General features: G+C 36.1%; 11 protein-coding genes. 8 read left to right on the forward strand and 3 right to left on the reverse strand.

Translation table 11 applies throughout. The annotated features are described in order from the left end of the window. The first annotated feature begins 3 nt into the window (after nucleotides 1-3). On the forward strand, nucleotides 4-684 hold the full coding sequence (locus BN3107_RS07950) for a metal-dependent hydrolase (RefSeq protein WP_058307108.1): 681 nt from the start codon (nucleotides 4-6) through the stop codon (nucleotides 682-684). 271 nt (nucleotides 685-955) lie between these two features. Next, nucleotides 956-2,269, forward strand: a complete 1,314-nt coding sequence (locus BN3107_RS07955; protein WP_058307109.1) for a DRTGG domain-containing protein — start codon at nucleotides 956-958, stop codon at nucleotides 2,267-2,269. A gap of 470 nt (nucleotides 2,270-2,739) precedes the next feature. On the opposite strand, the gene BN3107_RS07960 is transcribed toward BN3107_RS07955, so the two are convergent. Beyond that, nucleotides 2,740-3,039 carry a YtpI family protein gene (locus tag BN3107_RS07960; RefSeq protein ID WP_058307110.1) on the reverse strand — a complete coding sequence of 100 codons (300 nt, stop codon included), beginning with the start codon at nucleotides 3,037-3,039 and terminating at the stop codon, nucleotides 2,740-2,742. 124 nt (nucleotides 3,040-3,163) lie between these two features. On the opposite strand from BN3107_RS07960, the gene BN3107_RS07965 reads away from it, so the two are divergent. Next, nucleotides 3,164-4,099, forward strand: coding sequence for a DHH family phosphoesterase (locus BN3107_RS07965; RefSeq protein WP_058307111.1), 936 nt, complete (start codon nucleotides 3,164-3,166; stop codon nucleotides 4,097-4,099). 44 nt (nucleotides 4,100-4,143) lie between these two features. On the opposite strand, the gene ytrI is transcribed toward BN3107_RS07965, so the two are convergent. Further along, nucleotides 4,144-4,653, reverse strand: a complete 510-nt coding sequence (gene ytrI, locus BN3107_RS07970; RefSeq protein WP_058307112.1) for a sporulation membrane protein YtrI — start codon at nucleotides 4,651-4,653, stop codon at nucleotides 4,144-4,146. Next, nucleotides 4,653-4,985 carry a YtrH family sporulation protein gene (locus tag BN3107_RS07975; RefSeq protein WP_058307113.1) on the reverse strand — a complete coding sequence of 111 codons (333 nt, stop codon included), beginning with the start codon at nucleotides 4,983-4,985 and terminating at the stop codon, nucleotides 4,653-4,655. The genes ytrI and BN3107_RS07975 overlap by 1 nt, the downstream gene beginning before the upstream one ends. Nucleotides 4,986-5,318: 333 nt before the next feature. On the opposite strand from BN3107_RS07975, the gene dnaE reads away from it, so the two are divergent. From dnaE to pfkA, 5 genes are all read left to right on the forward strand, one after another. Next, nucleotides 5,319-8,606, forward strand: coding sequence for a DNA polymerase III subunit alpha (dnaE, locus tag BN3107_RS07980; RefSeq protein ID WP_058307114.1), 3,288 nt, complete (start codon nucleotides 5,319-5,321; stop codon nucleotides 8,604-8,606). A 92-nt stretch (nucleotides 8,607-8,698) separates the two neighbouring features. After that, on the forward strand, nucleotides 8,699-9,262 hold the full coding sequence (locus BN3107_RS07985; RefSeq protein WP_058307115.1) for a FadR/GntR family transcriptional regulator: 564 nt from the start codon (nucleotides 8,699-8,701) through the stop codon (nucleotides 9,260-9,262). Between the two features lie 53 nt (nucleotides 9,263-9,315). Beyond that, on the forward strand, nucleotides 9,316-10,194 hold the full coding sequence (gene accD, locus BN3107_RS07990; RefSeq protein WP_058307116.1) for an acetyl-CoA carboxylase, carboxyltransferase subunit beta: 879 nt from the start codon (nucleotides 9,316-9,318) through the stop codon (nucleotides 10,192-10,194). Beyond that, nucleotides 10,172-11,137: an acetyl-CoA carboxylase carboxyl transferase subunit alpha gene (gene accA / locus BN3107_RS07995; RefSeq protein WP_058307117.1), complete on the forward strand. Its 966-nt coding sequence runs from the start codon at nucleotides 10,172-10,174 to the stop codon at nucleotides 11,135-11,137. The genes accD and accA overlap by 23 nt, the downstream gene beginning before the upstream one ends. Nucleotides 11,138-12,059: 922 nt before the next feature. Then, nucleotides 12,060-13,019 carry a 6-phosphofructokinase gene (gene pfkA / locus BN3107_RS08000; RefSeq protein ID WP_058307118.1) on the forward strand — a complete coding sequence of 320 codons (960 nt, stop codon included), beginning with the start codon at nucleotides 12,060-12,062 and terminating at the stop codon, nucleotides 13,017-13,019. Nucleotides 13,020-13,022 lie beyond the last annotated feature (3 nt).

A 13,022-nucleotide genomic window follows, 5' to 3' on the forward strand; every position in this document is an offset into this window, starting at 1 on the left:
AAAATGAAAGTATCTTTTCATGGACAATCATGTGTAAAAGTTCAAACCAAACAACATACGATATTGATCGATCCTTTCATATCAGGTAACCCGATGAGCGATTTAGATCCAGATGCTCAAGAACCAGATGTGATTCTGTTAACTCATGGTCATAATGATCATGTTGGAGATACAATAAGTATTGCAAAACGAACAAATTGTTTAGTAGTCGCTCCCAATGAATTAGCTGTTTATTTAGAATCTCGCGGTTTAAATACACACCCGATGCATATAGGAGGAGCGCACCAATTTGATTTTGGTAAGGTGAAATTCACCCCTGCTTTTCATGGTTCGATGTTTGAGGATGAAGACGGCAACAAAATATATGGTGGTATGCCTGGAGGAATTCTTCTTTACGCTGAAGGAAACACAATTTATCATGCAGGAGATACTGCTCTATTCTCTGATTTGAAACTAATTGGTGATCTCAATGAGATTGATCTTGCCTTTTTACCAATTGGTGATAATTTTACTATGGGACCAGATGATGCATTAATTGCAGCGGATTGGGTACAAGCTAAACGAATCGTGCCTATGCATTATAATACTTTCCCATTAATCGAACAAGATGGTGAGGCATTTAGCCAACAAGTAAAAACAGGCGAAGGAATAGAATTAAAACCAGGCGAAGTCGTAACCATTTAAAGAATGCAGAGGTCAAAGCGAAATGCTTTGGCCTTATCTTTTTTATCAACAAAATATTGCCAATACCCTATCAGTAGATTACACATCAATATTCTAATCCTTTTTTATTGATACAGTTCTCATTTTTGCAATAAAACAGTATTGGATATAATTTAGAAGGGTACAATTAATACATATTATCACAAGAAAAAATTGAATATTATAATAATGAACTGTATAATAAAATTAGATGATAAATTACTAGTACAGATGAAAGAATGGTGAGCTACTATTGGCTACAAAACATGAACAAATCTTATCTTTTATTGAATCCTTAAAAGTGGGGAACAAAATATCTGTGAGGCAAATTGCGAAAGAGCTAAATGTCAGTGAAGGTACAGCTTATCGTGCCATCAAAGAAGCAGAGAACAATGGATTAGTTAGTACAATAGAGCGTGTCGGCACAATTCGTATTGAACGAAAACATAAAGAAAATTTCGAGAACTTAACTTTTGCAGAAATTGTTAGTATTGTCGATGGCCAAGTTCTCGGCGGTAGAGATGGTTTATATAAAACCTTAAATAAATTTGTAATAGGTGCGATGAAGCTCGATGCAATGATGCGCTATACCGAGAAAGATTCTTTGCTGATCGTTGGTAACCGCACAGAAGCACATCAATTAGCACTAAAAGAAGGAGCAGCTGTTCTTATTACAGGTGGATTTGATACCGACGACACGGCGAAGCAATTAGCGGACGAAAAACAATTGCCAATTATCTCAACCAGTTATGACACTTTCACAGTAGCAGCGATGATAAATAGAGCGATTTACGACCAACTTATTAAAAAAGAAATTGTAATAGTGGATGATATCTATACCAATGTAGATGATACCTATTATTTAAAGACGAAAGATCAAGTTGCGAAGTGGTATGAATGGGAAGAAAAAACAACCCACAGCAGGTACCCCGTCGTTGACGATAAAAACAAAGTAGTAGGAATCGTTACGTCCAAGGATGTTATTGGAAGAAAAACGGATTTATTAATCGAAAAAGTAATGACAAGAAATCCATTAACGGTTATGAAAGAAACATCACTTGCTTATGCAGCTCACATGATGGTTTGGGAAGGTATTGAAATAATGCCCGTTGTTGATCATCACCATCATTTAGAAGGTTTAATTTCACGTCAAGACGTATTAAAGGCACTACAGCATATTCAGAAGCAACCTCAAGTAGGGGAAACAATCGATGATATTGTTTCTAATTATTTTGATCGCTCTGCAGCTGATCCAGATCATTCTACATATCAAGCTGAAATCACACCACAAATGACGAATCAATTAGGGACATTATCATATGGGGTGTTTGTATCATTTGTAATAGAAGCGGCACGCAGAATGTTGCGCTATCAGAAAAAAGGTGATTTAGTAGTAGAGAATATAACAGTCTACTTTATTAAACCTATCCAATTAGAAACGAGCGTTACCTTTCAGCCAAAAATCATCGATGTAGGCCGTAAATCCGCCAAAGTAGATGTAGAAGTATTTCATGATCGAAAAGTCGTCGGCAAAGCAATGCTTATGGCACAACTTATTGATCGATAGAACCGAATATGAAAAAGCACATTGTGATGCAATGTGTTTTTTTCTTTTTTCAGTTAATGACAATATCTGCGTGAAACTTAATTTTGAAAGATTATCATCGGCAATTTGCGGGTGAAGAGTGATTAATATCCCGACGAGAAGCAGTCTCATCGGCAATTCGCGGGTGAAAAGTGAATGAAATGCCGACGAGGAGCAGTCTCATCGGGAAATAACGGGTAAAAAGTGAATAAAATACCGACGAGAAGCAGTCTCATCGGGAGTTCGTGGGTAAAAAGTGAATAAAATGCCGATGAGGAGCAGTCTCATCGGGAAATAGTGGGTAAAAAGTGAATAAAATGCCGATGAGAAGCAACCTCATCGGCATTTTATAGATAATTAGTGGTCAAACTGCAGATGAGAACCATCTCATCGGTTCTTCAGTACTTATTCATTAAGCAAAAACTCAATACTTAACAATTTTTATAATTTTATTATTGATTGGTTTCTGTTCTTTTATTGAATTCATGTTTATAATGGTTAAATCGTTTGAAGCCACCGTAACCCTGGATAATTCCAATAAAGAGAAACAACAGCGCAATAAATAACGCTAATTGTGTTTCATAAAATAGATATTGATTAATACCAAAGAAACTGATGAACGTACCTAACGCGATTCTAGCTTTAGCATTTTTGATTTCTTGCGTTAATGGATCATGATCTCTTGTAATCATTACTTTATAATAAAGATATATGATAAAAGATAGCACAATAACAACTGGAAAAATAACCATCTTGTAAAGTCCTCCTACAACCAGATAGATTTATTAGATAAAATACTTTTCTATTGTATCGTGACTAGTATAGAATTACTAGTGAAAGACTAAATTGATTATTTACTAAAAGGAGCACTCATTTATGACAACGACTCAAATCTTACAAAAAATAAAACAATACGACACTATCATTATTCACCGCCATGTTCGACCAGATCCAGATGCATATGGATCACAAAATGGCTTAGCAGAAATACTAAAAGCAAGTTTTCCGAATAAATCAATTTTCGTAGTAGGTGAAGAGGAAGCATCGTTAACCTTTCTTGCTGAAATGGATAACATAGAGGACACTGTATACGACAATGCACTTGTAATTGTTTGTGATACTGCTAATCAAGCCCGTATTTCTGATCAAAGATACAAATTAGCAAAAGAAATAATCAAAATCGATCACCATCCTGTAGTAGATGCTTATGGTGAGATTCAATGGGTAGATGTGAAAGCAAGCTCTACAAGTGAAATGATCTACCAATTTTTCAAAGAACAAAAAGACAACGTGTTGCAGATGACAGATCAGGCAGCCTTCTTGCTTTATTGCGGAATTGTTGGCGATACTGGACGATTTTTATTTCCTAGCTCAACTGAAAAAACATTCCAATATGCATCAGAGTTAGTTGCTTATGACTTTGATCGCACCGAGATGTATGAAGAAATGTATAAAACCAATTTGAATATTGCAAGATTAAAAGGTTATATTTTACAAAATATTAGTGTGTCTGAAAATGGACTAAGTCATGTGAAATTGACAAAGGAAATACTGGATCAATTCGATGTAACACCTTCAGAAACTAGTTCAGTTGTAGGTGTACTAGGTGACATTGAGGGTATTAAAGTATGGGTTATTTTTGTCGAGGAAGAGGAATTGATTCGTGTGCGTGTACGATCAAAAGGTCCAGTCATTAACCAGGTGGCAGCCAATTATGAAGGAGGAGGCCATCCATTAGCATCAGGTGCTAAGATTCATAAATGGGAAACCGTTGATCAAGTATTAGCCGATCTAGAAAAAGTATGTGAGTAATGATTTGATAACTAAACGAATAGGCTGTTTGTTGACAGCCTATTTTAGTTTCCAATTTTTAATCGAATAGACAGTTGCAATGTTTCATTTACAATCACGCGCGAGACTTCTGCTTGGTAACGAAAGTCATCAATATTAATGGTTTTATTTTCAATGGTTGAGATTAAAAGGTCGATTGAATTGGCGATATCTTCTACATTTTTACCAACTGCATGATTTGCTTCTGTACGAATTGCTTCTTCTAGTTCATGAATCATTAACCGGTCATTTTCGAGTTTTAGCTCTTTTAAATTGAGAAAATTAATCTTGATCTCATTAACTTGTAAACCCTCTTTGGACTGCTCATCTAACGCTTGATGGTTTTCAAGCAGTGTTTCATATGTTTGCGTTAAATCTTGTAATTTACTTCTTAATGCAAGATTTTCCTCAATCCATTTTTCCTGTAATTCACCAAACATATAAATAAAAATCAGATAACCGATAATAGTTCCAATACATATACCTGCTAAAAAACGTTGTAAGGCTGGCCGTTTATAATAGGGAGGGATATGCATTATTGAATCTCCTCTTGTATCAACCACTCAATAATTAACAAAGCAGTATGTGCTCCAGCCATGGCAGTAATAATCAAGAAAATTTGTTTAATCATATCCATGGTAGAACCTTCAATAAGTCCTCTTTCAAAATTATAAATCGCATCAAATGTGCCACCGATAGCAGCTACAATCGCCCAAATTCTTAAGCTTTTTGCAATGCGATTTATATGTGTGAACGGTGCATCGCCAGCGATGAATGCTCCAATACTTCCGATAAATGAACCACCTAACATGACACCAAAAGCGATAAAATAACATTGAATCATAGTAGCTACAAACCGTTCTTCCATAATATCACTCCGATCTTCATTGGCTTTCACACGATACTAGCTGGCCGTAAGACTTCCATTTAATATTATCACGGTGTAAACGTCCGAAATATCCTAAATAAGAAGGTTCGAGTTTAGTAAGGAGCTTTGTAACGGATAAACGGACGCTAACTTCCTGATAAGTTTCGCTACCAATCAGGGGAAGTCAAAAACTTTCCCTAATAGAAGTCTCACTTTATTAAAATATATGTAACCTTGTCTACTATATGTTTATCAACTTACAAGTTGTGAATCATCTGCTATAATATAAGAACCGAAACATTTGATCGTATTGTAAACGAGGAGGTGAACGTTATGACATCGACAGCTGCATTGCAAATTAGAAGTGGCTATTCATTAATGAAAAGTACGATCCAAATCCCTTCTCTGATTGATCAAGCTAAGCAGTTAGGCTACCGCCATCTTGCCCTAACAGATGAGAGTGTACTACATGGAGCTATTTCTTTTTATCAATCATGCAAAAAGGCGGGGATAAACCCGATTATTGGTCTGTTAGGTGCAATCGAACCAAATGAACAGCCTATTGAAGTGATCTGGCTAGCGAAAGATCAACCTGGTTATCAATATTTATTAGAATGGAGTACACGTATTCAGCATGGAGAGTCACTATCCATCAGTGAGGTCCAGGAAGCGGACGAACACATTGTAACGATTATTCCAACAGATCAATGGCAAGCCGAACACTTACAAAGTCAATTAGAAAGCATCAGTACCGATTTATCTTTAGCTAATCTTTACTTAGGTGTTACCGAAGAAATGATTTCTTATCGTGGAACATTAGAACAGTTTAAAACAAATAAAATCGCGTTAACAGATACACGCTATTTACATAAACAAGACCATACAGCATATAGTTGTTTACGTGCAATGGCTCAAGGTCAAAAATGGAATAAATCACTTGAAGAAGAATTGGATGGTAGTCATTTACTATCATTATCAGAATTAGAACAAAGCTTTCAAAAATGGCCGAAGCTATTAAAAGAAGCAGACAGAGTAGCAGGATCCTGTCAGATTGACTTAACTTTAAATCAACGGTTGTTGCCTAAATATCCACTATCTCATGGCGTTCATGCCGATCATTACTTAGAAGAGTTATGTGAGGATTTACTACAAAAAAAATATATATCTATTACCAAAGAAATTGCTGACCGCTTACATTACGAAATCGATGTAATTCAGTCGATGGGATTTAGTGATTACTTTCTAATTGTGTGGGACTTTGTTCATTACGCAAAAGAAAATGATATTATGGTAGGCCCAGGTCGAGGTTCGGCAGCAGGTTCACTTGTTGCTTATTTGTTAGGTATCACAGATGTAGACCCGATTAAATATGATTTATTATTCGAGCGTTTTTTGAATCCTGACCGTGTGACGATGCCTGATATCGATATTGACTTTTCAGATGAACGAAGAGACGAAGTAATTCGTTACGTTGTCGATAAGTATGGTTCGGATCATGTAGCGCAAATTGTGACCTTTGGTACGTTTGCAGCTCGATCTCTATTACGAGAACTTTTTAAGACCTTAGAAATAAGTGATAATGACGCTGCCTATATCCTGAAATCATTACCAAAGGATAGTACAAGTACGATTGCAGCAATGTTAAAGCAAACACCCGAATTAACCGAATATGTAAAACAATCCGATCAACTGAAACACCTTTTTAAAATAGCTAATCGCCTAGAGGGGCTACCCAGACATGTATCTACTCATGCGGCTGGTGTTATTATTAGTGATGAAGTACTGTCTAATCACGTGGCAACAATGCCAACACAAAACAATATTAAATTAACACAATACGCAATGAATGACTTAGCAAGCGTTGGTTTGTTAAAAATGGATTTTCTTGGGCTAAGAAATTTAACCCTTATCGAAAAAATCGTAAAACAGATAAAATATCAGCACAATACAGATATTGATTTAGAAACTATTCCATTTAATGATGAAAAAACCTATCAGTTATTACAACGTGCTGAGACAAATGGTGTTTTTCAGTTAGAGTCTCAAGGCATGCAGAAAGTCCTGCGAGAGTTACAGCCAACAAATTTTGAAGATATTGTAGCCGTTAATGCACTATATCGTCCAGGGCCAATGGAATTTATTCCTTCTTATATAGAGAGAAAGCATAATCGAAAAAAAGTAGAATACTTACATCCGGATTTGGAAGATATTCTCTCAAAAACGTATGGCGTATTAGTGTACCAAGAACAAATAATGCAAATTGTTAATAAAATGGCAGGATTCAGCTATGGTGAAGCAGATATACTTAGAAGAGCAGTCAGTAAGAAAGACAAGGTTTCACTTTTGGAAAATAAACAAAAGTTTTTAAATGGCTGTAATGGGAATGGATATACAAAGAAAGTCGCAGAAGAAGTATTTGATTGGATTGTCCGATTTTCAAACTATGGTTTTAATCGAAGTCACGCGGTGGCATATAGTGTTATTGCCTATCAATTAGCCTATCTAAAGTCAAATTATCCTGTTCCATTCTTTATTGAAATGTTAAGCATGAACATTGGAAATGTAGACAAAACACAAATCTATTTAAGAGAAGCTAAGCATCGTAATATTCCTATCTTTCCTCCTTCGATAAACAAGAGTATCGGTAAATTCAGAGAAGAAAAGAACGGGATTCGATTAGGCTTAAATATGATTAAAGGTGTAGGTTTCCAAGCGGTACAAGCGATTATTCAAGCGAGAAAAGAGCAACGTTTTAAAAATTTATTTGATTTCTGTTTGCGTGTTTCACTAAACAAAATAAATCGTACAATTATTGAATCGTTAATCTTAGCAGGTACGTTTGATGAATTGCATGAAAATAGGGCAACACTTTTAGCAAGTTTAGATGAAGCCTTGGAGCAAGGTGAGCTTTTTAAAGAATTTGATGATCAATTAGGATTTTTTGAAGGCGATCTTGCCTTAGACGTCTCCTATACGGAAACAGATCCTTTTCCAATTATGCGACAACTGATGATGGAACGAGAAGTAATCGGCTTTTTTGTATCGACACATCCATTAGCACAGGTGCGTGATCAAATTCGACAATACGGTTATATTTCGATCCAGCAGGCTACATCCATTAATAGGAAAAGTGTTAAAATCGCAGCAGTTATTCAATCGATGAAAGTGATACGAACAAAAAAAGGTGAAACAATGGCATTTGTAACGATCGCTGATGAAACAGAGGAATTGGAAGCTGTCCTTTTTCCAAATGTGTTTAGACAAGTGAATCACTGGCTGGACGAAGATGGCTTTGTTTTTATTCAAGGAAAAGTGGAAGAAAGAAACGATAAAAAACAAATGATTATCAATGACATTCAACCATATCAATTGGAAGAAAAACAAATTACTAAGGACAGTATCTATATAAAAGTGGCTAATGATAATAATAATCCAATGGAAAAATTAAAGGAAATTGCTACGAAATATCCAGGTTCCTCCACTATTTTCCTTTATAAAGAGCAAGAACAACAGCTATTTAAACTGCCTTCTGCATATAATGTCGATAGTGCGTGGAATGTGATCAAAGAGTTAAAAGCCTTATTTGGAGAAGATAATGTTGTGATTAAGCATGCCACTTAAGAGGTGTGTCCACTTTACATCATATTATGATCTGATATAATAAAATAGTTGATTGGTCAGACCAATTAGAGGTGAAGTGCAGGAGGAAACAAATGTCTGAGCGGAAGAAAGTCTATCAACTTGTTTTAATGGAAATCCAGCGACTTATTAAAGAGGATGGTTATGTTCCTGGTGATAAATTACCTTCTGAAAGACAATTGTCGATTCAGTTTGATGCAGCAAGATCATCTGTTAGAGAAGCCTTAAGAGCTATTGAATTACTAGGAATTATTGAAACTCGCCAAGGAGAAGGTACTTTTTTACGTAACTATCAGACATATCATGCGGTGGAAGTATTAGCATCATTTGTTTTGCAAGATACACGTACGAAAATTGAATTACAAGAAGCACAGAAAGTTTTAGAACAACATGTTCTATCATTGGATTCCATTCCAGATCACATGTTAAAAAAATTAGAAGCATTAGTTGAAGATTCTTCCTTAACAAAAGAAGAAAAGCACCACCACTTTTTTTCTGTCTTTTTCGAGGAAAACGGTAATCAACTACTGTTTAAAATGTGGCGGTTAATGCAAGACTTTCAGGCGAATATGGAACTAGAGGTTTCCCCTGATTATTATCGAAATATCGTTAAAAAATATAGAAAAACACAAGAATAAGAGATTCACAAGAAGAATACATTGATAGTGGACTGAAGAAGGAGGAATCTTCCTTGTTGAAAGATTTGTTTGGAAAAAAGAAAAAATATGCATCGATTCCTGGAGAAAATGCAAAAAAAGATATACCTGAAGGTTTGATGCAAAAATGTGGCGGTTGTCAAAAAATATTTTATCAAAAAGAATTACAAAAAAACTTAAATGTATGCCCAGAATGTGGTCATCACCATCAGATCTCTGCCTATGATCGAATTAATAGTTTGTTTGATGAAGGTAGTTTTCAGGAGTGGGATAAAGAGTTATTATCACAAAATCCATTAAACTTCCCTCAATATGAAGAAAAAATAGAAAAAGATAGACAAAAAACTGGTTTAAACGAAGCAGTTGTTACAGGTGAAGGGAAAATTCATGATATTCGAACAGCTATTGCAGTCATGGATGCTCGCTTCCGTATGGGGAGTATGGGCTCTGTAGTAGGAGAAAAAATAGCTCGAGCAATTGAACAAGCACGGATTGAAAAAATGCCCATTATTATTTTTACAGCATCAGGTGGAGCACGAATGCAAGAAGGTGTATTAAGTCTGATGCAAATGGCAAAAACCTCCATCGCGATTCAAAGGTTGCACGCAGAAAATGGTTTATTTATTTCTGTTATGACAAATCCTACAACTGGTGGTGTATCTGCTAGCTTTGCTTCCATCGGAGATTATAATTTTGCAGAACCTGGTGCATTAATAGGGTTTGCGGGTCGAAGAATTATCGAACAAACCATTCGCGAGAAGTTACCTAAAGATTTTCAAACGGCAGAATTTCAACTCAAACATGGACAAGTGGATAAAGTGATTGAAAGACAAGAGATGCGTGATACTTTAGGTATGATACTTGATATCCATGAGGTTGGAGGTGAAGCAAATGAAACAAGCGCTCGAGTTTGAAAAACCGGTTGTCGAACTAAGAGAGAAGATTGAAGAATTAAAAACAATGACAAAAGACAGTGATATTGATTTGTCAGACGAAATAAGTAAAATGGAAGAACGATTAGCAAGGTTAGAAAATGATATTTACGGAAAGTTAAAACCTTGGGATCGCGTTCAGATTGCTCGCCATTCAGAGCGACCAACATCACTAGATTATATTGAACAATTATTTACCAATTTTATTGAGTTTCATGGTGATCGACTGTATGGAGACGATGAGGCAATTGTAGCAGGAATTGCTAAATATAAAGGCAAACCTGTTACCGTGATTGGCCAGCAACGTGGGAAAAATACAAAAGAAAATATTAAGCGAAATTTTGGGAGTCCTCATCCAGAAGGATATCGAAAAGCCTTAAGACATATGAAACAAGCTGAAAAATTTAACCGCCCTATTATTACATTTATTGATACAAAAGGGGCCTATCCAGGCAGAGCCGCAGAAGAACGTGGTCAAAGTGAAGCCATAGCGCGTAACTTAATGGAAATGGCTGGATTAAAAGTCCCGATTATCTGTATTGTGATTGGTGAAGGGGGAAGTGGTGGAGCACTTGCCTTAGGTGTAGGTGATCGTATTCATATGTTAGAGAATTCAACCTATTCAGTTATCTCTCCAGAAGGTGCTGCTGCATTGCTTTGGAAAGACTCGAGCCAAGCAGAAAGAGCTGCAAAATCGCTAAAAATAACTGCTCCAGATCTTAAAGAATTAGGTATTATTGATCAAGTTATCCCAGAACCATTAGGTGGAGCACATCGAGATCACGTAACCCAAGCATTAAGCATAAGCACTGTATTGGATGAGTCCTTACAAGAATTAGAAGAACTTGATGATACATCATTATTAGAAAATCGCTTCGAAAAATATAAAAAAATAGGCGAAGTTGAATCATTAATAGAAGTATAATGTACAAGAAACAATGACAGAAATCATTTACAATTTTCTAAAATCCAAACGGTCGAATCGTTTGGGTTTTTTTGCGTGAAGGAAGGATTATGCGACATAACCCTGATGGTAATTATGAGAATATATATGTGCTTTGCAATCGCTCCGGCTTGTCCGCTTCCCTTTCCGCGGGTTTTTACCCTAAGCTAACTTTTTAAGCAAAATGCGCTTTAAAAGTGGATCTTAGGGTAAAAACATCCCGCAGGAGTGAAAGCGGCCGCCTGCGCTTTTTAATGCTCTACAACTAAAGTAAGAATAATCATATTCGTGTTATTCCATATCGCTTATGAATTCGTCTTTAATATACTTATCATAATTAACAAAATATGTTCATATCTGTAACAAATCCAAAATGCTAGCATTTGCAATCTTTGTAGAGTTTCATTCAGCGTAGGCGGCCACTTCCACTCCTGTGGGATCGTTTTCCATGAAGATCCACTTTTCCATGCGCTTTTTGCTTGGAAAAGTTAGCTGAATGGAAAACCCCAAGGAAAGGGAAGTGGTCAAGCCGAAGCGATTTTGAAGCAGTTATCAGATTTCAAAGATCATTTCACAATAAAGGGTTATGTCGCATAATTCTTCTTTTAGACACCAAAGTTTCTAGTTAAGTTCGTTTTTGAGTGGATAATCGCTTTTATCATAGTATAACGGAAACTAATTCCAGTAAATTTTATCCTTTATTTAAACAATTACAAACGAAAAACTCACATGAAAATTTGAAAAACTTTCATAGATTAGCGAAATAAGCTAAAATTATAATGTTTAGGGGTGAGTTTCGTGTTAAATTCATGTATAATCTTAGGTGGAATTCTTTTAGTTTAAAAAAGAGAAATAATGGGGAAAAATGTTTTAAGACAATTTATTTTGTTAAAGAGGTGATTTTGTGAAAAAAATTGGTGTACTAACTAGTGGTGGAGATGCTCCAGGTATGAACGCTGCTGTTCGTGCGGTTGTACGTAAAGCCATATATCATGAATTAGAAGTTTATGGAGTTTACAACGGATATGAAGGACTAATGGAAGGCAATATTAAAAAAATGGAATTAGGCTCAGTTGGTGACATTATCCAAAGAGGCGGGACGATTTTATATTCAGCACGTTCGGAAGAATTCAAAACAGATGAAGGACAACAAAAAGCTATTGAACAAATGAGAAAAATAGGTATCGAAGGACTCATTGTTATTGGTGGGGATGGGTCATTTCGTGGTGCAGAAAAACTAACGCAAAAAGGTTTTCCTTGTATTGGTGTACCGGGTACCATTGACAATGATATTCCGGGTACTGATTATACAATAGGTTTTGATACGGCGTTAAATACGATCGTCAATGCTGTCGATAAAATTCGTGATACAGCTACATCCCATGAGCGTACATATGTTATTGAAGTAATGGGAAGAGACGCTGGTGACTTAGCTTTATGGGCAGGTCTTGCCAATGGGGCTGAAAGTGTCATCATACCAGAACAAACCGAAAGTTTTGAAAGTGTAGTAGGAAAATTAAAACGTGGTCAAGATCGTGGAAAGAAACACAGTATCATTATTCTCGCTGAAGGTGTCGGTAGTGGTGTGGAGTATGGAAAACGTATCGAAGAAGAAACAAAAATGGAAACACGTGTAACCGTATTAGGTCACATACAGCGTGGAGGTTCACCGTCAGGCTATGATCGAGTGCTAGCAAGCCGTTTAGGTGCTAAAGCGGTTGACTTGCTAATTGATGGCATCGGTGGTCGTGTGGTCGGTGTACAAAACAATGTAGTGGTTGACCATGACATTGCGGAAGTACTAAGAGAAAAACATGCTGTAAATATGAACATGTATAAATTAGCGAACCAGCTTTCTATTTAAATT

It is taken from the genome of Gracilibacillus massiliensis, from assembly GCF_001458115.1.
GTDB classification, from domain to species: domain Bacteria; phylum Bacillota; class Bacilli; order Bacillales; family Amphibacillaceae; genus Gracilibacillus; species Gracilibacillus massiliensis.